The organism is Methylobacterium sp. D48H (assembly GCF_053345715.1).
In genome coordinates, this window is record NZ_JBKFAP010000001.1 from 633,941 (window position 1) to 652,481 (window position 18,541).

Consider the following 18,541-nt stretch of genomic DNA (forward strand, 5'->3'; position numbering starts at 1 on the left):
GCCCGACGGCTCAGGCGTTGGCGCTGAGGCGCTTGATGTCGGCGTCGACCATCTCGGTGATCAGCGCCTCGAGGCTGGTCTCGGCCTCCCAGCCGAAGGTCGCCTTGGCCTTGGCCGGGTTGCCCAGCAGCACCTCGACCTCCGCCGGCCGGAACAGCGCCGGGTCGACGATCAGGTGGTCGTCCACCGTCAGGCCGACATGCTTGAACGCGATTTCGCACATGTCCCGCACGGTCGTGGTCCGGCCGGTGGCGATCACGTAATCGTCCGGGCGGTCCTGCTGCAGCATCAGCCACATCGCCTTCACGTAGTCCCGGGCGTGGCCCCAGTCGCGCTTGGCGTCGATGTTGCCCAGCCGCAGCTCCCTCTGCTGGCCGAGCTTGATCCGCGCCACCGCGTCGGTGACCTTGCGGGTCACGAACTCGACGCCGCGCAGCGGGCTCTCGTGGTTGAACAGGATCCCGTTCGACGCGTGCAGCCCGAAGCTCTCGCGGTAGTTGATGGTCATCCAGTGCGCGTAGAGCTTGGCCACGCCGTAGGGCGAGCGCGGGTAGAAGGGCGTCGACTCGCTCTGCTTGGCCTCCTGGATCAGGCCGAACATCTCCGAGGTCGAGGCTTGGTAGTAGCGCGCCTGGGGCGCCGCCGAGCGCAGGCATTCCAGCATGTGCACCGCGCCGAGGCCGGTCACCTGCCCGGTGAGCAGCGGCTGCTGCCAGGACGAGGTCACGAACGACTGGGCGGCGAGGTTGTAGATCTCGTCGGGCTTCGTGGCCTGGACGATGCGCAGCAGGGCGGACTGGTCGAGCAGGTTGCCGTCGACCAACTCGACGTCGTCGGTGATGCCGAGCCACTTCAACCGGTGGTCGAAGACGCCGGCGTGGCTGGAGCGCCGCACGATGCCGGTGACGGCGTAGCCCTTCTGCAGGAGCAGCTGCGCCAGATACGCGCCGTCCTGGCCCGTCACACCCGTGATCAGCGCTCGCTTGGCCGTCATGAACCCGTCCCGTCCCGAAGATGCCCGGCTGCTACGACCGCAACGGGCCGCGCGTCAAGGCGATGTGTCGACATCAGTATTGCGCCAAGCAAGCGGAGCCGGACCGGCACATCGCCAGACTAGCGTCGCAACTCGACAGCCATCTGCAATGGTTATGCGGCCCCAGTGCGGCACGGCTAAGGTCGCGCGAGCCAGTCCGCCACGCCGTCGAGCGAGCGGAATTCCTCGACGGCGTGGACGCGCGCCGCCGGGAGGGCGGCCCGGGCCATGGTGGCGAGGGCGTGGCCCGGCCCGAGCTCGAGGACGCGGTCCGCGCCGTACTCGCGGCACGCCTCCAGGCAGGCGGCCCAGTCGATCGTGCGCGAGATCTGGAGGGCCAGCTTCCCGCGACCCTCGGCATCCCGAAACACCGTGCTCCCGTCCAGCCCGCTGAGCAGCCGGGGCGCTCCGGGCGGCGGGCGGCGCGGCGGCACCGCGGCGAGCGCGTCCCGGAATGCGACCGTCGCGGCGTCGAGCAGGGGCGTGTGCGACGGCGTGTGAACGGGCAGGACCACGGCGCGCTGCGCGCCCGCGCCGGTCGCCTCCCGGCACAGCACCTCCAGCGCCGCGCGCGGACCGCCGACGACGCCGCTGTCGGCCGCGTTGCGGATGGCGAGGTGACAGCCGTGGCGCGCCGCGAGATCCGCGAGCGCGTCGAGGCTCAGGCCGCGGATCCCCGCCAGGCCGAACCCCGCGCCGGACGCGGCGTCCATGGCCTCCGCCCGTCTTGCCGCAAGGGCCAGCACGTCGGCGGGGTCGAGGCGCCCGGCGACGCCCCAGGCCGCGAGATCGCCGATGCTGTAGCCGGCCACGATCGACCGGTCCGGTGCCGCCTCGGCCAGCGCCCGCCACTCCGCCAGGGCGGCGACGCAGCACAGGATCTGGCCGGTCCGATTAGCGTGCAGGTTGTCGCCGCCGGCCCGGGCCAAGTCGCGCGGGTCGGCGCCGCCGAGGAGCGGTCTGGCGGCCGCGAACGCGTCCTGAGCCGCCGGACGATCGGCCGTCAGGTCGAACATCGCCGGGTGCTGACCACCCTGGCCGGAGAGGAGGATCGCGAGGGTCATGCCGCGCCCGGGCCGCGCAGGCCCGCGACCGGCCGCAGAAGCAGCTGATCCAGGCTCTTGGCGAGCACCGAGCGGTCCTCCGGCGCGTCGCGCAGCTCGCGCCAGTGCAGACCGGCGCCGTCCGGCAACTGGATCTCGCCGTCGATGCCCATCGGCGCCGTCTCCGCCACGGCGGCGATGCCGTCGAGAAGGTCGACCGGCACCGGTGGTGGGCACGGCCAGAGCAGGTCGAGGTCGGAGGTGGCGCTGAGGTAGGTCAGGCCCGTGACCGCCTGCCAGAGGAGGCTGCCGAAGGGGCGCGGCACGAGGCCGTGCCGTCGGCCGAGCGCCGTCAGCGCGTCGAGGGTCGGGCCCCAGGCCGCCGGCGCGCAAGTGGCGGCCTGGGCGAGGGTCACCACCGGTGCGGGCGCCAGCGCCGATGCCGGCAGCGCTAGCCCGATCCGCCGCTTGCCATCCGCGGGCGGCAGCGGCAGGCCGAGCGGCACCGCGTCGCCGGTCTCTCCGGGGACGCGGCGGCGGACGATCAGCGGCCGGCCCGCAGCGGCCCAGCCGTCGAGATGGGGGACGGCGCCGAGGTCGGGCCGGTCCGCGCGCCACGCCGCCCAGGCCGCCGGATCGACCCGGACGAGGTCGTGGCGTCGGAACGGCTCAGCCAAGACGGGCTTGGTCGGCCACGGCCGCCGCGACGGTGCGGGCGACCGGGCGACCGCCCCGCTCGGCGCCCAGCCGGTCGCGGATATCCTCCGCCGGCAGGGTTCCCATCACATCGCGGATCTGACCCTCCAGGGGCAGGTCCGGGTTCAGAACCACGTGGACGGCGCCGGTCGCCACCATGTTGTCGAGGCCGGGCGCGAAGACGGGCGTCGACTTCGCCATGTCCTTCAGCGTGTCGAGCGGCAGCTTGGTCACCCGGGCGACGGACGGCAGGTCCATCACGCTCGGGTTCGCCCCGGGCAGCGCCGCGAGGACCCGCGTCGCGAGCGCCGTGGCGATGAAGGCGCCGGCGGCCGAGTGGCCGTAGATCAGCCCGATCGTGGGATGGCCCGACCGGTCGGCCAGGAGCAGCGCCTTGGCGAGATGCGCGAGGCACTCGTTGAGACCCAGCAACTCGTCGCGGCGGCTCATGCGCTGGCTGTCGGAATCCACCGCCACGAGGATCGGCGCGCGGTCGCCAACCCGGACGGCGTCGAGCACGGCGCGCGACAGGACCAGCGCCCCGTCGACGCCCAGTGGCGTATCGCCGTCGATGCCGACCACGTGGATCCGGCCGTCCGCGAAGGGGCCGGTCCCGGTCACGAGGCCGTCGCGCACCGCCACCGCGTGTCCTCGCGGGAACAGGGAGGCGAGGATCTCAGCGAGCGTCATGGTCGGCCTCCGGGCTCCGGGTCACGGTCTCGTCGAAGGCGGGCGTGTCCATCGCCGGCACCGCGTCGGGATCGTTCACGCCGAGGCGCGCCCAGACCTCGGTGGCGTCGCGGCAATCGCCGAACCGCTCGATCCGGGCCTCCAGGCGCGCCTGCTCGGCGTCCAGGGTCGCCAGATCGAAGGCCGGCGCGCGGCCGACGAGGTCGCTGGCGGCCGCGCGGAAGGCCGCGACCGTGTCGGCGCAGAAGGCGTCGGCGCCCCCGATCAGGCGACGGTGCTTGCCACCCATGGTCCGCCAGACCAGAGCGCGGTCGCGGGAATCGAACTCCTCGGCGCCTTTGTTGGTCTCGATCACCTCGGGGCCGGAGACCGAGATGCGCCCGCTCTCCGACACGGCGAGCCGCGAGCAGGTGCCGGCGATGAGGCCGCCGCCGCCGTAGCAGCCGGCCCGCCCGCCGATCAGCCCGACGACCGGGATGCCGGCCGCGCGGACGTCGACGATGGCCCGCATGGTCTCGGCGATGGCCGTCTCGCCGGCATTGGCCTCCTGGAGGCGGACGCCGCCGGTATCGAACAAAATAAGGACCGCCTTCGGCTTCAGCTCCAGGGCCGCGCGGAGCAGGCCGACCAGCTTGCCGCCGTGCACCTCGCCGAAGGCGCCGCCCATGAAGCGGCCCTCCTGGGCGGCGACCAGGACCGGGTCGCCGTCGAGGCGCGCACTCCCGACCACGATGCCGTCGTCGAAGGCGCGGGGCAGGTCGAAGAGCGGCAGGTGCGGGCTCATCCGCCGCTCGGTCGGCGGCAGGAACTCGCGGAAGCTTCCCGGATCGGTGAGCGCCAGTACGCGCTGGCGGGCGGTGGCCTCGTACCAGCTCAGGGCGTCCGGATCGAAGCGCGCGGCGCGGTCGGCAGCCATGGTCAGGCCTCCATCAGCCGCGCGCCCTGGAGCAGGCGCAGCGACACGGTGTCGGGGCGGGCGCCGCCGTCGTTGATGCTGATGCGGAGGCCGCCCGGCTGCGCCCGGGCAACGAAATCGGCCACCACCGCCTCCCAGACGTCGCCGTAGCCGGCGATCGGGGTCTCGATGGCCACCTCGCAGGCATCCGGCGGCAGCACCCGCTCCAGCAGGATCTCCAGGTTGCCGGAGGCGACGACGCCGGTGATCGCGCTCGGCGCCGAGCCGGCCAGCGGCTTCCTGGTGGTGTGGCGGAAGGTCAGGGATTCCATCGCCGGCTCCTCGGGTGCGGATACGTCATCGCGCGACGCTACCAGTTCCGGAAGCGGGCGGGCGGCTCGTAGAGCCCGCCGGACCAGTGCACGAGATCCTTGATCGACTTCGCGGCGAGCAGTGCGCGGTCGGCGTCGAGCGGCTCGATGCCCAGATCCTCCGGGCGTCGGATGACGCCCCGGGCGCGCAGCTCCTCGACCTTCGCCCGGTCTCGACCGCGACCGACCTCGGTGTAGCCGGCCACGCCCCGGATCGCCTGCTCGCGCTCGTCGGCGTCGCGGCAGAGCAGGAGGTTGGCGATGCCTTCCTCGGTGACGATGTGAGTGACGTCGTCCGCGTAGATCATGACCGGCGCCAGCTCGAGGCCGATCTTTTTGGCCAGTTCGAGGGCGTCGAGCTTCTCCACGAAGGTCGGCACCAGCTTGTCGCCGAAGGTCTCGACCAGCTGCACGACGAGCTTGCGCCCGCGCATCAGTGCCGGATCGCCGACGATCTGGCCCTCGCGGCCGGCCTTCATCCAGGCGTCGGAGGGGTGGCGTCGTCCGTGCGGGTCCGACCCCATGTTGGGCGCCCCGCCGAAGCCCGCCACCCGCGACTGGGTGATGGTCGAGGAATGGCCCATCAGGTCGATCTGCAGGGTCGCGCCGATGAACATGTCGCAGGCGTAGAGGCCGGCGGTCTGGCAGAAGGCCCGGTTCGAGCGCAGGCTCCCGTCGGCGCCGGTAAAGAAGACGTCCGGCCGCTCGCGGATGTAGCGGTCCATCCCGACCTCGGAGCCGAAGCAGTGGACCTGCTTGACCCATCCGGACTCGATCGCCGGGATCAGGGTCGGGTGCGGATTCAGCGCCCAGTGCGTGGCGATCTTGCCCTTGAGGCCGAGCTTCTCGCCGTAGGTCGGCAGCAGCAGCTCGATCGCCGCCGTGCCGAACCCGATGCCGTGGTTGAGCCGCTTGATGCCGTACTCGGCGTAGATGCCCTTGATCGCCATCATGGCGATAAGGATCTGCGTCTCGGTCATCGCCGCCGGGTCGCGGGTGAAGAGCGGCTCCACGTAGAAGGGCCTGTCGGCCTCGACCACGAAGTCGATCCGGTCGCCCGGGATGTCGACCCGCGGGACCGCGTCGACGATCTCGTTGACCTGCGCGACCACGACGCCGTTCTTGAAGGCGGTCGCCTCCACGACGGTCGGCGTGTCCTCGGTGTTCGGCCCCGTATACAGGTTGCCGTTCCGGTCGGCCGAGACGCCGGCGATCAGCGCCACGTTGGGCGTGAGGTCGACGAAGTAGCGGGCGAACAGCTCCAGGTAGGTGTGCACCGCCCCGAGCTCGATCTGGCCGCCGTAGAGCATCTTGGCGATGCGGGCGCCCTGCGGGCCCGAATACGAGTAGTCGAGCCGCTTCGCGATCCCGGTCTCGAACACGTCGAGGTGCTCGGGCAGCACGATCCCCGACTGGACCATGTGCAGGTCGTGGATCTTCCCGGGATCGCAGGCGCTCAAGCCGCGGGCGAGGCAGTCGGCCTGCTTCTGGTTGTCGCCCTCGAGGCAGACGCGGTCGCCGGGCCGCAGGATGGCCTCCAAGAGGTCGACCACGGCTCCGGCCGGCACGACCTTGCCGTCCGCGTGGGCGCGCCCCGCCGCGATCCGCGCGTCGCGCGCCTGCCTCTCACCGCGCCACTCGCCCATCCGCGTGCTCCCACCGGTGTACCGAACGTCATATAGCGGGCACTCTGGTATTCTCAAACCCTTCTCTATCACAGTTTCGTATACGGGATTGCGCACCTGTCAATATCTTGCATACTTTCACCAACGGCCTCCGAGGCCGACCCGGGAGGGCAATGCGCCATGTCGCACGCGTCCATACGGCCGTCGGATGCGGCCGGAAGAGCCGCTTCCTCGAAGGGGCAACGCCGATGATCGTCCTCGGTGTCGCCCTGCTCGCCGCCTGCACGCTGGTCGGCGTGTATCTCGGCGATCTCCTCGGCCTGGCCCTCGGCGTGAAGGCCAATGTCGGCGGCGTCGGCATCGCCATGATCCTGCTCATCGCCGCGCGCCTGTGGCTGTCCCGCCGGGGCCGCCTGACGAAGGGCGTCCAGTTCGGCGTCGAGTTCTGGGCGGGGATGTACATCCCGATCGTGGTTGCCATGGCGGCCCAGCAGAACGTCGTCGCCGCGGTGAGCGGCGGCCCGATCGTGCTGATCGCCGCGACCGGCTCCCTGGTCCTGTGCTTCGGCGCGGTCGCCCTGCTGAGCCGGATCGGCCGGCGCGATCCCGGCAGCGGCCCCGTCGAGCACGGCGGATCCGTGATCGGCGGCGACGCCGAACCCGTCGCCAGGAAGGGGTGATCGCCATGGGACACGACATCTGGCACGGCATCGAGCACGTCTTCGTCGAGCAGAGCCTCGTGGCCGCCTTCGCGGTGGTCGGCGCGCTGATCCTGGTCTCGAACTTCGCCGCCAAGCACCTGACCAACGGCCGGGTCCACGGCTCCGCGATCGCGATCGTGCTCGGTCTGGTGCTCGCCTATGTCGGCGGGCTCTACACGGGCGGGAAGAAGGGCCTCGCCGACATCCCGGCGCTCGCCGGGATCGGCCTCATGGGCGGGGCGATGCTGCGCGACTTCGCCATCGTCGCCACCGCCTTCGAGGTCGACGTGATCGAGGCGCGGCGCGCGGGCTTACTGGGTGTCCTGGCGCTGGCGCTGGGCACGATCCTGCCGTTCATCGTCGGCACCCTGACCGCCGTGGCTTTCGGCTATCACGACGCGGTCTCGATCACGACGATCGGCGCCGGGGCGATCACCTACATCGTCGGGCCCGTCACCGGCGCGGCGATCGGCGCGGATTCCACCGTGATGGCGCTGTCCATCGCCACCGGAGTGACCAAGGCGGTGATGGTGATGGTCGGAACGCCCCTGGTCGCCCGGCTGATCGGCCTCGACAACCCGCGCTCGGCCATGGCGTATGGCGGCCTGATGGGTACGGTCAGCGGAGTCGCCGGGGGCCTCGCGGCGACGGATCCGAAGCTCGTCCCCTACGGCGCACTGACGGCGACGTTCCACACCGGCATCGGCTGCCTCGTCGGACCCTCGATCCTGTTCCTGACGGTGCGGGCCCTGGTCGGCTGACGCGTCGGCTCACCGGCTTCCCGGCCGAAAAGCGGATCCGCACGCGCGGATTAGGGTATGGTCCCGCATCGTCTTCCCGAGGACGGGCAGGCGCCGCTCAGGGGACGCTCGAGGAACGGCGCATGCACGGAGACTTCCAGAAGATCGACAGCGGGCTGCTCTCGGACCGGATCCGCGACGCGCTCACCGACGCCATCGCGTCGGGGACGATCGCGGCCGGTACGGCCCTCGACGAGCAGAACCTCGCCGATCGCTACGGCGCATCGCGCACACCCGTCCGTGAGGCGCTGCGCCAGCTCGCGGCCTCGGGCCTCGTGGAGATCCGGCCCCGGCGGGGCGTGGTGGTGGCGCGCCTGACGCCGCAGCGGATCGCCGACATGTTCGAGACGACCGCCGAGATCGAGGCGATGTGCGCCCGGCTCGCCACCTACCGGATGACGCCCCTCGAGCGCGGGGAGCTGATGGAGCTCCACGAGGAATCCGCCAAGGCGGTCGAGGCGGGCGACGTCGACGCCTACGACCGATTCAACCGCGCCTTCCACGAGGCACTCTACACGGCGACGCACAACGGCTTCATGGCCGAGCAGGCTCTGGCGATACGCGAGCGGCTGGCCGCGTTCCGGCGCACGCAGCTCCGCCACGCCGACCGGATCCGCCGCTCGCGGGAGGAGCACGGCGAGATCCTGTCGGCTATCGCAGAGGGGGACGGCGAGACGGCCGCCCGTCGCATGCGCGCCCACATGCTCAGGGCGGCGGCGGCGCTGGGGCGCTACATCGCCGAGACGGAGTGACGGGCCGGCGCGGCTTCAGAGCCGCGCGACGGCGTCGCGCACCGTGGACCGGTAGGGCGTCGTCGGCCTGCCGATCAGCGCGCTCAGCTGACGCGTGTCGTCGTTGAGGGCGCCGCGGGCCGCGGCCGCGTCCGAGTCGGCGAGCAGCGCCGCGAAGTCCGCCGGCATCCCGGCGCCGACCAGCGCCGCGCGGTATTCGGCCTGCGGCAGATCGCGGTACACGACCGGCCTGCCCGCGGCGGCGGCGATCGCAGCGGCGAACTCGGCCAGCGTGTAGGCCTCGTCGCCCGCCAGCTCGTAGACGCGGCCACCCTGCCCGTCGGCGGTGAGGACCGAGGCCGCCGCCGCGGCGTAGTCGGCCCGCGCGGCCGAGGCGATGCGCCCGTCGCCCGCGCAGCCGAGGACTGCGCCGTGGGCGAGCGCCGGCGCGATACCCGCGGCGTAGTTCTCCGTGTACCAGCCGTTGCGCAGCAGGACGAACGGCACGCCGGAGGCTTCGAGCAGCCGCTCGGTCCGGCGATGCTCCTCGGCCAGGGCGAGTGCCGACGTGTCGGCGCGCAAAACACTCGTGTAAGCGATCAGGCCGACACCGGCCCGCTTTGCGCTGTCGATGACGTTGCGATGCTGCGCCACGCGCCGGCCGATCTCGCTCGATGAGATCAGCAGGAGACGCTGGATGCCCTCGAGCGCCGCGTCCAGGCTCGTCGGGTCCGCGTAGTCGGCCCGTCGGACCGCGACGCCGAGCCTTCGCAGGCTCTGTGCAGCCTCGCCCTCGGTGTCGCGCGCACCGGCCACCACCGCGCTGGCCGGTACGCGCTGCAGGAGCGCCGCGACGACTTGGCGGCCGAGTTGGCCCGTGGCGCCGGTCACGAAGTAGGTCGGCTGACTGGTCGGGCTCATGCTCGCTCCTCATGGTTCAATATCGGAGCAAGGTCACTAGATGAGACCGCCAGCGCGGTGAAGGAGGCAGGATTTTGGGACCAGGTTACTCGGAGGAAACCGCGGTGCCGCTCGCCCGCGCCGAGCTGGCGGCCAAGTACGCGGCCTGGCAGGCCGGAACCCTCGATCCGGCGGCGTGCCCGGTGCGGGACGTGCTGGATCGGGTCGGCGACAAGTGGTCGATGCTGCTCCTGATCGCCCTGGCCGACGGGCCGCACCGGTTCAGCGCCCTCCTCCGGACGCTGCCCGACATCTCGAAGCGGATGCTGACGCAGACGCTCCGGGACCTGGAGCGGGACGGTTTCGTCGCGCGGACGGTGTTCCCGACGAAGCCGCCCAGCGTCGAGTACCGGCTCACGGATCTCGGGGCCGCCTTGCTCGAGCCGCTGGCGCGCCTCGTGCAATGGGCGGAGGAGCGTCACGGCGCAATCCGGGCGGCGCGGACCCGGTTCGACGCGGAGCCCTTCTAGGAGCGTCGCGCGCGGCCTGCCACGGCTTCTTCAGGACGTCGGGCCTCGCGCTGTCCGCCCGCGCGAAGAGGGTCAAGCCCGCGTCGCCGATCCGCCGAGGGCGTCGGCGAGCCGCCCGATATGCTCGGCCGCCCGACCGATCCCGAACGCCGCCCGCTCGGCATCGTCGACCCGCCCACGCTCGGCGGTCTCGGCGGCGGCGCGCAGCTCCGCCACGCTGCTCTCCAGCGACGACATCCGCGACCGCAGTTCCGCGAGTTCGTCGGCGATGGTCAGCGCCGCCATGACCTGCAGGCGCATGTCGCCGATCTCGCCGAAGCTCTTGCGCATCTCGCCGATGCGCCCGTCGAGGAGGGCGGCGAGACCGGTGAGATGCGCCTCCTCACCCTCGCCGCAGGCCATGCGGTAGCTGCGGCCGTCGATGGTCACGTTGATCTGCGGCAAGGATCGCTCCGGTGATCGCTCCGACAGGCTTGGGCGGTGGTGTCAGGCGCGTCCGAGTACATCCTGAACGGTCTCGATGGCCCGGTCGAGCCGGTGGCCGACCTCCCCGGTCGTCGCCGAGACCGTGGCGAGGCGGGCGCTCGCCGCGTCCAGGGCGGCGGCGAGCCGGGCCCGGTCCTCGTCCATCAGGGCGAGTTCCGCGTCCCGGTCGTCGGGCTGCGCGTCGGTCTCGAGGCGATGCTGGACGACGGCGTCGAGGCGGTTGATCGCCGCTTCGAGCCGGTTGAGGGCGTCGTCGATGGAACGGGTCTCGGTCTCGTCGGCCATGGTTCTTCGTCTATCCCGACGCGAAGCTTTCCGTCGAATGCAGGCGAAATTCCAGCGCGAAAACGCGTTTGATCCCCGATCCGGTCGCTGACCGAATGGATCGTCGCGATCCCTGTTTATTGGTCGGTGGATCGAAGGTCTTTGTCACAACCACGCGTTTGACAGGTCGAGGCTCCATGCTAGACAGCCGCGCGATCCCGAGAGGGACCGCGCGAGACATGCCGGAGGGCCGGTCCGCGACAGTTCCGAGGCCTCAGCCAGCACCGTCCGAATTGACGGTCACGGGCGTGGAAGCCCGGCCTCTCCCGGTCCGGTTCATCGCAGGTTCAAACCCGCCCGCCCAGATCCCGCCCGGCCCGGCCCGGACGGTATGGCGGGCCGCCGAGACCGCTCCGCGGACCGCCCCCCTGAGGTCCGGCGCGCGGCGAGCCGCATCAGGAAGGAGTCACGCCGTGACGAAGGTTGCCATCAACGGGTTCGGACGCATCGGCCGCAACGTCCTGCGCGCGATCGCGGAAGCCGGCCGCAGCGACATCGAGGTCGTGGCGATCAACGATCTCGGCCCGGTGGAGACCAACGCCCACCTGCTCCGCTACGATTCCGTGCACGGCCGCTTCCCCGGCGAGGTCGCGGTCGACGGCGAGTTCCTGGTGGTCAACGGCAAGCGCATCAAGGTCACGGCCGTGCGCAACCCGGCCGAGCTGCCGCACCGCGACCTCGGCGTCGACATCGCCCTGGAATGCACCGGCATCTTCACCTCGAAGGACAAGGCGAAGGCCCATCTCGACGCCGGCGCCAAGCGCGTTCTCGTCTCGGCCCCGGCCGACGGCGCCGACCTGACGGTGGTCTACGGCGTCAATCACGACAAGCTCACGGGCGAGCACCACGTCGTCTCGAACGCCTCCTGCACCACGAATTGCCTCGCCCCGGTGGCGAAGGTGCTGGACGAGGCCGTCGGCATCGAGCGCGGCTTCATGACCACGATCCACTCCTACACCAACGACCAGCCCTCGCTGGACCAGATGCACAAGGATCTGTACCGGGCCCGCGCCGCGGCGCTCTCGATGATCCCGACCTCGACCGGCGCGGCCAAGGCCGTCGGCCTCGTGCTCCCGGAGCTCAAGGGCAAGCTCGACGGCACCGCGATCCGCGTGCCGACCCCGAACGTCTCGGCGGTCGACCTCGTGTTCACGGCCAAGCGCGCCACCACGGTTCAGGAGATCAACGACGCCATCAAGGCGGCCGCCTCCGGCCCGCTCAAGGGCGTCCTCGGCGTCACCGACCGGCCGAACGTCTCGATCGACTTCAACCACGATCCGCACTCGTCGACCTTCCACCTCGACCAGACCAAGGTCATGGACGGCGTGCTGGTGCGCATCCTGACCTGGTACGACAACGAGTGGGGCTTCTCGAACCGCATGGCCGACACGGCCGTGGCGATGGCCAAGCTCATCTGAGCCGGACTGCAGCGGTCGCCGCCTCCCTTGAGGCCGGCGGCCGCACCTCTCTTCGGACGGCCTTTCTTCGAACCAGGGACTCTCCAGGGATGACCGACGCTTCGCAGGGCACGTCGAGCGGGCCGGCTGCCGTGCCGCCCGCCCCCAGGCCGGCTCCGCCGCCGCCCACCACCCAGACCGCACCACCTCCCGTGGCACCCGCCGCCTCCGCGCTCCCGTCCCACGCGCTCCCGGCCAACCAGCTTTTCGATCAGCTCGCGCGCATCGAGGACAAGTGCTCGCGCATCGAGGACAAGTACGCCCGCTCAGAGGCGCTGCTGTCCCGCGTCGAGGACAAGGTCGAGAATGCCGCGAACCGGATGAACGAGTCCGCGCGCCAGTCCGACCTCGCGGCGCTCCGCACGGAAATGCGCGGCCTCGCCGAGCGCACCCGGCGCCTGCCCGGAACCGGCGCCCTCGTCCTCACCGCCGTGATCACCGCCATCCTGACCGTGGTCCTGATGGTCGCCGTCCAGCGGCTCAACCTCGACCGCCTGCTGCCGCAGCGGGCCACCATCGGCACCACCGCGCAGTAACCGCCCCGCCCCGAACAGGACCGCACCAGACCGCATGAGCGCCTTCCGCACCCTCGACGATGCCGGCTCCCTCAAGGGCAAGCGGGTCCTCATGCGCGTCGACCTGAACGTGCCCATGGAGAACGGGCGGGTGACCGACGCGACCCGCATCGAGCGCGTCGCGCCGACGATCCGCGAGGTCGCCGAGCAGGGTGCCAAGGTGATCCTGCTCGCCCATTTCGGCCGCCCGAAGGGCAAGCGCGAGCCGAAGGATTCGCTGGAGCCGGTGGTCCACGCCCTCGGCGCGGCCCTGGGGCGCAGCGTCGCGTTCGCGGCGGACTGCGTCGGCGACGCGGCCGCGCAGGCGGTGGCGGCCCTGAAGGACGGCGATGTCCTCCTGCTCGAGAACACCCGCTACCACGCGGGCGAGGAGAAGAACGACGCGGCCTTCGCGGACGCCCTGGCGGCGAACGGCGACGTCTACGTCAACGAGGCCTTCTCGGCGGCTCACCGCGCCCACGCCTCCACCGAGGGTCTGGCGCACCGGCTGCCGGCCTACGCGGGCCGCGAGATGCAGGCCGAACTCGACGCGCTGACCAAGGGCCTGGAATCGCCCCAGCGCCCGGTGATCGCGCTGGTCGGGGGCGCCAAGGTCTCCTCAAAGATCGACCTCCTCGAGAACCTCGTCGCCAAGGTCGACATGCTGGTGATCGGCGGCGGCATGGCCAACACCTTCCTGCACGCGCAGGGCAAGGCGGTGGGCAAGTCCCTCTGCGAGAAGGATCTCGCCGAGACCGCCACGCGCATCCTGGCGGCGGCCGAGAAGGCCGGCTGCCGGATCATCCTGCCGGTCGATGCCGTCGCCGCGACCGAATTCAAGGCGCAGGCCCCGCATGAGACCGTGCCGGTCGATGCCGTGCCGGACGCGAGCATGATCCTCGACGCCGGTCCGCGCTCGGTCGCCGAGATCAACGCCGCCATCGACGGGGCAAAGACTCTGGTGTGGAACGGCCCGCTGGGCGCCTTCGAGCTCGCTCCGTTCGACGCCGCGACCGTAGCCGCCGCCAAGCACGCGGCGTCCCGGACCGAGGCCGGCCAGCTCGTCTCGGTGGCGGGCGGCGGCGACACGGTGGCCGCACTTAACCACGCCGGCGTGGCGCAAGACTTCACCTACGTCTCGACCGCCGGCGGTGCCTTCCTCGAGTGGCTGGAAGGCAAGGCCCTCCCGGGCGTCGAGGCGCTGCGGGCGAAGGGCTGAGACGGCCGCCTTGCTCTCCTCCCCCTTCGACCGAGCCCTATCTACGGGACCGGCCTCCATCGGCTGGGGGGCCGAGTCGATCGGTGACGACGTGGCGAACGCGACCTTCGAGATCCTGAAGGGCATCCGGGCGCGCGTGGCCACGCCGGCTATGGCGGGCGGCTTCGACGCGCGTGTCAGCGCGATCGCGGAGGCCGTCGTTGCCCTGGAGAACCGGTCCGGGTGCCGATCATCCGCCGAAAGAATGCCCTGCGCCGCGTCGGAGATTGACCGAAAGCAAGGCACTCGGCAGAGCGACACGATACAGCTCAGCTGAGTGCCTGACGGCAACTCCGGCGATCGGGCGGACGACGAAACGGGAAACGGGAAGACACGCACGATGGCACGCATCACCCTCCGGCAGCTCCTCGATCACGCCGCTGAGTACGAGTACGGCGTGCCCGCCTTCAACCTGAACAACATGGAGCAGGGGCTCGCCATCATGGCGGCCGCCGACGCCACCGACTCGCCGGTGATCCTCCAGGCGAGCCGCGGCGCCCGCGCGTACGCCAACGACGTCGTGCTCGCGAAGCTGATCGACGGCCTCGTCGAGATCTACCCGCACATCCCGGTCTGCATGCATCTCGACCACGGCAACAACGAAGCCACCTGCGCCACCGCCATCCAGTACGGCTTCACCTCGGTGATGATGGACGGCTCGCTGAAGGCCGACGGCAAGACCCCGGCCGATTACAACTACAACGTCGAGATCACCCGCAACGTCACCAAGATGGCCCACTGGGCCGGCGTCTCGGTCGAGGGCGAGCTGGGCGTGCTCGGCTCTCTGGAGAGCGGCCAGGGCGAGGCCGAGGACGGCCACGGCGCCGAGGGCACCCTCAGCCACGACCAGCTCCTGACCGACCCGGACGAGGCCGTGAAGTTTGTCGAGGCGACCAAGGTGGACGCGCTGGCAGTAGCCATGGGCACGAGCCACGGCGCCTACAAGTTCACCCGCAAGCCCGACGGCGAGGTGCTGGCGATGAACGTGATCGAGGAGATCCACCGCCGCCTGCCGACGACGCACCTCGTCATGCACGGCTCCTCCTCAGTGCCGCAGGACCTACAGGACATCATCAACCAGTACGGCGGCCAGATGAAGCCGACCTGGGGCGTCCCGGTCGAGGAGATCCAGCGCGGCATCAAGCACGGTGTGCGCAAGATCAACATCGACACCGACAACCGCATGGCGATGACCGGCCAGATCCGGAAGGTACTCACCGAGAACCCCTCCGAGTTCGACCCGCGCAAGTACCTGAAGCCCGCCATGGAGGCGATGACGAAGCTCTGCAAGCAGCGCTTCGAGGAGTTCAACACCGCCGGGAAAGGCTCGAAGCTCCGCCCGATCTCCGTCGCCGAGATGGCCAAGCGCTACGCCAGCGGCGCCCTCGACCCGAAGATCGGCCCGCAGTAGGGCGCGGATTGTCGGCCGCGATGAGCAACAGCGCCCGCCTCGCCCTGCTCGGACCGCACGGTCTCGACGCGGAGGGCATCGCGGACTTCGTGACGGTCCTGAAGGCCGCCTGCGAAGCCGGCGATGTCGCCGCCGTGATCCTGCGGCTCGCCGCCACCGACGAGCGCGGGCTGACGGCCCGCGTCAAGTCGGTCGCTTCGATCGTGCAGGAGCGCGGCGCGGCGCTGGTCGTCGCCTGCCCGGGCTTCGCCGGTGACCTTGCCACGGTGGCGATCCGCGGCGGGGCCGACGGCATCCACGTCGACAAGCCGCGCGACTTGAAGGACCTGCGCGGCCGGCTCCGGGACGGCCGCATTCTCGGCGCGGGCGGCCTCGAGACCAAGCACGGCGCGATGGAGGCCGGCGAAGCCGGCATCGACTACCTGATGTTCGGCGGCCTCTACCCGGACGGCGTCGCGCCTGATGCGGAGACGGTCCGGGCCCGCGCCGCGTGGTGGGCCGAGATCTTCGAGACGCCGTGCATCGCGGTGGCGGCCGCCGCCGACGAGATCGCGTCGCTCGCCGCGACGGGTGCGGAGTTCGTCGGCCTCGAGAGCGGCCTCTGGCTGCAGGATTCGGGCGCGGTCGAGCGGGCCCAGTGCGCCGTCCGGGAGATCGAGGCGTGAGGGGCCGCGACGTTCGTCTGGCAGCTCTCGCCGGCGCCGCGCTGCTGGCGGTGCCGACCTGGGCGGCCTCGGGACCGGCCGACCCGGCCCGGACCGCGGCGCCCGGCTCGCTCGGGCCCGCGGCGCAGACCGGCAAGGCGTCGATGCCGGAGCTGCCGAGCCCTTACACGCCGAACTACGCCCGGGGCGCCGTGCCGCCGCCGGGGAGCCAGCCGCCGGATTTCGCCTACGGCGCCTACCAGAAGGGTCAGTACGTCACCGCCTTCCGCGAGGCGACGAAGCGCATCGAGGCGAATCCCAAGGACGCCGCCGCCATGACGCTGCTCGGGGAGCTGTACAATCAGGGCCTCGGCGTGAAGCAGGATCCGGTGAAGGCGGCCGACTGGTATCGCCTGGCCGCGGCGCAGAACGACGCCTCCGCCATGGCGTCCCTCGGGTTGATGGCCCTCGACGGCCGCGGCATGCCGAAGGACCCGAAGGGCGGGCGGCGCTGGCTCGAGCAGGCGACGGCCCAAGGTTCGCCAACCGCGGCCTACAATCTCGGACTGATCCTGATCGGCACCGGCGCGACCGCCGACGAGGCGGCGGCGGCTTCACAGTTCCGCAAGGCGGCCGACGCCGAGATCGGCCCGGCCCAGCACGACCTCGGCGTGCTCTACCTGCAGGGCCGCGGTGTGCCCAAGGACCCGTCGAAGGCCGCGGAGCTGTTCCGGCGCGGCGCCGACAACGGCGACCTCGCCAGCGAGGTCGAGTACGCGATCCTGCTGTTCAACGGCACCGGCGTCACCAAGGACGAGCGGGCGGCCGCACGGTACTTCCTCCACGCGGCCTCGCGCGGCAACGCCATCGCGCAGAACCGCGTCGCGCGGCTCTACGCCGTGGGTCGCGGCGTCGCCAAGAATCCCGTGGAGGCGGCCGCCTGGAACCTCGCGGCGGCCGGACAGGGCCTGTCCGACGCGTGGCTGGATCAGACCCTCTCCGGTCTCTCGGCCGACGAGCGCACCCGGGCGGAGCGTCTCGCCAACGAGCGGATCGAGCAGCGCTGAGCCGCTAGACCTCGGCCTTCGACCAGTCGACGCCGGCCTCGAGATGCGGCAGCAGGACGACGCTCTCCTGCTCGTTCGGGTCCGTCCTGGCGATCACCGCGGTGACGGGCTCCGTCTGGCTGCGGTTGTAGGGCAGGTGCGGCACGTCGGCGGCGATGTAGACGAACTCGCCGGCGCCCGCGATCGCGTGGTTCTCCAGCCGCTCGCCCCAGAAGCAGCCGGACACGCCCGACAGCACGTAGATCGCCGTCTCGTGGGATTCGTGCTTGTGAGCGTGGGCGCGCTCCCCGGGCGGGATCTCCAGGAGCTGCATGTGCAGCGCCTTCGAATCCACGGACTCGGCCGAGACGGCCGGTCGGTAGATGTGCCCCTGCTTGCCGCGGAACGGCGCACTCTCGTGCACCACCCGGAACCCCTGCTTGTCCGTGCCGGACGCGGAACTCATGGATCTTCCTCCACTCTGAAGGCGGGATCGACGGGGATCTGCATGCCGTTGACCAGCGCGTTCGTCTGGTTGGCCATCCCGACGACCGCCAGGAACTCGCCGTGCTGGGCCTCCGTCAAGCCCTTGGCCCGCGCCGCCGCGGTGTGGGAATGGATGCAATAGGGGCAGCCATTCGCGATCGAGACCGTGATGTAGACCAGTTCCTTGGTCAGGGGATCGAGGGTACCCGGTCCCATGACGGTCTTGAGCGTCGACCAGGTCCGCTCCAGCAGTGCCGGATCGTTGGCCAGGCCCCGCCAGAAATTGTTGACGAAGTCGGATCCGCGGGTCGCCCGGATGTCGGCGAAGACCGCGCGGACGCGCGGGTCGGCCTCGACCTCGGGATCGGACCAGAGTTTCACGGTCGCCATCGCAGTCCCTTCCTCGAAGCTCGCGCCGTCAGAGCCTGCACGCCTCCTCGAGCGCCCGGTTCTCCGCCTCGGAGAACAGGCGCGAGCGGATGTGGAAGCGCTTCTCCCGACCGTTCTCCAGCGAGAACATGCCACCGCGGCCCGGCACCACGTCGAGGATCAGGTGCGTGTGCTTCCAGACCTCGAACTGCGACCGGCTGATGTAGAAGTCCGCGCCGCCGACGGTGCCGAGATGGACGTCGCCGTCGCTCACCAGGAAATCGCCGACGGGATAGCACATGGGAGACGAGCCGTCGCAGCAGCCACCCGACTGGTGGAACATGACCGGACCGTACTCGCCCCGCAGCTCGTCGATCAGCGCGAGGGCCGCCGGGGTTGCGGTGACCCGCAGCGGCGTCCCGTCGGCGCCGGCCTGCTCGGCGACATTGGCGTCCACACTCTGCTCCGAACTCATGCGATCCTCCCGGTCG

At 71.2% G+C, this 18,541-nt stretch carries 24 protein-coding genes; 11 read left to right on the forward strand and 13 right to left on the reverse strand.

Annotated elements, in window-relative coordinates:
- Positions 1-10 precede the first annotated feature (10 nt).
- From gmd to mdcA, 7 genes are all read right to left on the reverse strand, one after another.
- Complete coding sequence (gene gmd, locus ACLBX8_RS03095; protein WP_447697883.1) at positions 11-994, reverse strand: GDP-mannose 4,6-dehydratase; 984 nt, start codon at positions 992-994, stop codon at positions 11-13.
- A 176-nt stretch (positions 995-1,170) separates the two neighbouring features.
- Complete coding sequence (locus ACLBX8_RS03100; protein WP_447697884.1) at positions 1,171-2,097, reverse strand: acyltransferase domain-containing protein; 927 nt, start codon at positions 2,095-2,097, stop codon at positions 1,171-1,173.
- Positions 2,094-2,753, reverse strand: a complete 660-nt coding sequence (gene mdcG / locus ACLBX8_RS03105) for a malonate decarboxylase holo-[acyl-carrier-protein] synthase (protein WP_447697885.1) — start codon at positions 2,751-2,753, stop codon at positions 2,094-2,096. The genes ACLBX8_RS03100 and mdcG overlap by 4 nt, the downstream gene beginning before the upstream one ends.
- On the reverse strand, positions 2,746-3,462 hold the full coding sequence (gene mdcE, locus ACLBX8_RS03110) for a biotin-independent malonate decarboxylase subunit gamma (RefSeq protein ID WP_447697886.1): 717 nt from the start codon (positions 3,460-3,462) through the stop codon (positions 2,746-2,748). The genes mdcG and mdcE overlap by 8 nt, the downstream gene beginning before the upstream one ends.
- Positions 3,449-4,378: a biotin-independent malonate decarboxylase subunit beta gene (locus ACLBX8_RS03115; protein ID WP_447697887.1), complete on the reverse strand. Its 930-nt coding sequence runs from the start codon at positions 4,376-4,378 to the stop codon at positions 3,449-3,451. Before ACLBX8_RS03115 ends, mdcE begins: the two co-directional genes overlap by 14 nt.
- Positions 4,379-4,380: 2 nt before the next feature.
- On the reverse strand, positions 4,381-4,689 hold the full coding sequence (gene mdcC, locus ACLBX8_RS03120) for a malonate decarboxylase acyl carrier protein (RefSeq protein WP_042671880.1): 309 nt from the start codon (positions 4,687-4,689) through the stop codon (positions 4,381-4,383).
- Between the two features lie 38 nt (positions 4,690-4,727).
- Positions 4,728-6,374, reverse strand: a complete 1,647-nt coding sequence (gene mdcA / locus ACLBX8_RS03125) for a malonate decarboxylase subunit alpha (protein ID WP_447697889.1) — start codon at positions 6,372-6,374, stop codon at positions 4,728-4,730.
- Positions 6,375-6,601: 227 nt separating this feature from the next.
- On the opposite strand from mdcA, the gene madL reads away from it, so the two are divergent.
- The 3 genes from madL to ACLBX8_RS03140 all read left to right on the forward strand — a co-directional run bounded on the left by madL (position 6,602) and on the right by ACLBX8_RS03140 (position 8,606).
- Positions 6,602-7,033, forward strand: coding sequence for a malonate transporter subunit MadL (gene madL / locus ACLBX8_RS03130; protein WP_056521778.1), 432 nt, complete (start codon positions 6,602-6,604; stop codon positions 7,031-7,033).
- A gap of 17 nt (positions 7,034-7,050) precedes the next feature.
- Complete coding sequence (madM, locus tag ACLBX8_RS03135) at positions 7,051-7,815, forward strand: malonate transporter subunit MadM (RefSeq protein ID WP_026604683.1); 765 nt, start codon at positions 7,051-7,053, stop codon at positions 7,813-7,815.
- Positions 7,816-7,937: 122 nt separating this feature from the next.
- Positions 7,938-8,606 (forward strand): GntR family transcriptional regulator, encoded by a 669-nt coding sequence (locus tag ACLBX8_RS03140; protein ID WP_020091534.1) that lies wholly within the window; start codon positions 7,938-7,940, stop codon positions 8,604-8,606.
- Between the two features lie 15 nt (positions 8,607-8,621).
- Here the strand turns inward: ACLBX8_RS03140 and ACLBX8_RS03145 are convergent, their stop codons facing one another.
- Complete coding sequence (locus tag ACLBX8_RS03145; RefSeq protein WP_447697890.1) at positions 8,622-9,506, reverse strand: NmrA family NAD(P)-binding protein; 885 nt, start codon at positions 9,504-9,506, stop codon at positions 8,622-8,624.
- Positions 9,507-9,580: 74 nt separating this feature from the next.
- On the opposite strand from ACLBX8_RS03145, the gene ACLBX8_RS03150 reads away from it, so the two are divergent.
- Entirely contained in the window at positions 9,581-10,015 is a 435-nt protein-coding gene (locus ACLBX8_RS03150) for a winged helix-turn-helix transcriptional regulator (RefSeq protein WP_091677906.1), read from the forward strand.
- A gap of 72 nt (positions 10,016-10,087) precedes the next feature.
- On the opposite strand, the gene ACLBX8_RS03155 is transcribed toward ACLBX8_RS03150, so the two are convergent.
- Positions 10,088-10,459, reverse strand: a complete 372-nt coding sequence (locus tag ACLBX8_RS03155; protein ID WP_447697891.1) for a cell division protein ZapA — start codon at positions 10,457-10,459, stop codon at positions 10,088-10,090.
- Between the two features lie 42 nt (positions 10,460-10,501).
- Positions 10,502-10,786, reverse strand: a complete 285-nt coding sequence (locus tag ACLBX8_RS03160; RefSeq protein ID WP_091978416.1) for a DUF4164 family protein — start codon at positions 10,784-10,786, stop codon at positions 10,502-10,504.
- Between the two features lie 452 nt (positions 10,787-11,238).
- Here ACLBX8_RS03160 and gap point away from each other — a divergent pair, with 452 nt between their 5' ends.
- The 7 genes from gap (at position 11,239) to ACLBX8_RS03195 (ending at position 17,216) form a co-directional block, all read left to right on the forward strand.
- Complete coding sequence (gap, locus tag ACLBX8_RS03165; protein ID WP_012317185.1) at positions 11,239-12,243, forward strand: type I glyceraldehyde-3-phosphate dehydrogenase; 1,005 nt, start codon at positions 11,239-11,241, stop codon at positions 12,241-12,243.
- 89 nt (positions 12,244-12,332) lie between these two features.
- Positions 12,333-12,818 carry a hypothetical protein gene (locus ACLBX8_RS03170; protein ID WP_447697893.1) on the forward strand — a complete coding sequence of 162 codons (486 nt, stop codon included), beginning with the start codon at positions 12,333-12,335 and terminating at the stop codon, positions 12,816-12,818.
- Positions 12,819-12,852: 34 nt separating this feature from the next.
- Positions 12,853-14,055, forward strand: coding sequence for a phosphoglycerate kinase (locus tag ACLBX8_RS03175; RefSeq protein ID WP_447697894.1), 1,203 nt, complete (start codon positions 12,853-12,855; stop codon positions 14,053-14,055).
- Positions 14,056-14,146: 91 nt separating this feature from the next.
- Positions 14,147-14,371 carry a hypothetical protein gene (locus ACLBX8_RS03180; RefSeq protein ID WP_447697895.1) on the forward strand — a complete coding sequence of 75 codons (225 nt, stop codon included), beginning with the start codon at positions 14,147-14,149 and terminating at the stop codon, positions 14,369-14,371.
- Between the two features lie 63 nt (positions 14,372-14,434).
- Positions 14,435-15,505: a class II fructose-bisphosphate aldolase gene (fba, locus tag ACLBX8_RS03185; RefSeq protein WP_020091526.1), complete on the forward strand. Its 1,071-nt coding sequence runs from the start codon at positions 14,435-14,437 to the stop codon at positions 15,503-15,505.
- 20 nt (positions 15,506-15,525) lie between these two features.
- Complete coding sequence (locus tag ACLBX8_RS03190) at positions 15,526-16,170, forward strand: thiamine phosphate synthase (protein WP_447697896.1); 645 nt, start codon at positions 15,526-15,528, stop codon at positions 16,168-16,170.
- Positions 16,167-17,216 (forward strand): tetratricopeptide repeat protein, encoded by a 1,050-nt coding sequence (locus ACLBX8_RS03195; RefSeq protein ID WP_447697897.1) that lies wholly within the window; start codon positions 16,167-16,169, stop codon positions 17,214-17,216. The genes ACLBX8_RS03190 and ACLBX8_RS03195 overlap by 4 nt, the downstream gene beginning before the upstream one ends.
- Before the next feature lie 4 nt (positions 17,217-17,220).
- Here the strand turns inward: ACLBX8_RS03195 and ACLBX8_RS03200 are convergent, their stop codons facing one another.
- Genes ACLBX8_RS03200 through ACLBX8_RS03210 form a run of 3 tightly spaced genes read right to left on the reverse strand, consistent with a single transcriptional unit; the run spans position 17,221 to position 18,525 of the window.
- Positions 17,221-17,661: a cupin domain-containing protein gene (locus tag ACLBX8_RS03200; protein ID WP_447697898.1), complete on the reverse strand. Its 441-nt coding sequence runs from the start codon at positions 17,659-17,661 to the stop codon at positions 17,221-17,223.
- On the reverse strand, positions 17,658-18,071 hold the full coding sequence (locus ACLBX8_RS03205) for a carboxymuconolactone decarboxylase family protein (RefSeq protein ID WP_447697899.1): 414 nt from the start codon (positions 18,069-18,071) through the stop codon (positions 17,658-17,660). The genes ACLBX8_RS03200 and ACLBX8_RS03205 overlap by 4 nt, the downstream gene beginning before the upstream one ends.
- Positions 18,072-18,099: 28 nt before the next feature.
- A complete protein-coding gene (locus ACLBX8_RS03210; RefSeq protein WP_026604679.1) occupies positions 18,100-18,525 on the reverse strand; it encodes a DUF779 domain-containing protein in 426 nt (141 codons plus the stop codon).
- Positions 18,526-18,541 lie beyond the last annotated feature (16 nt).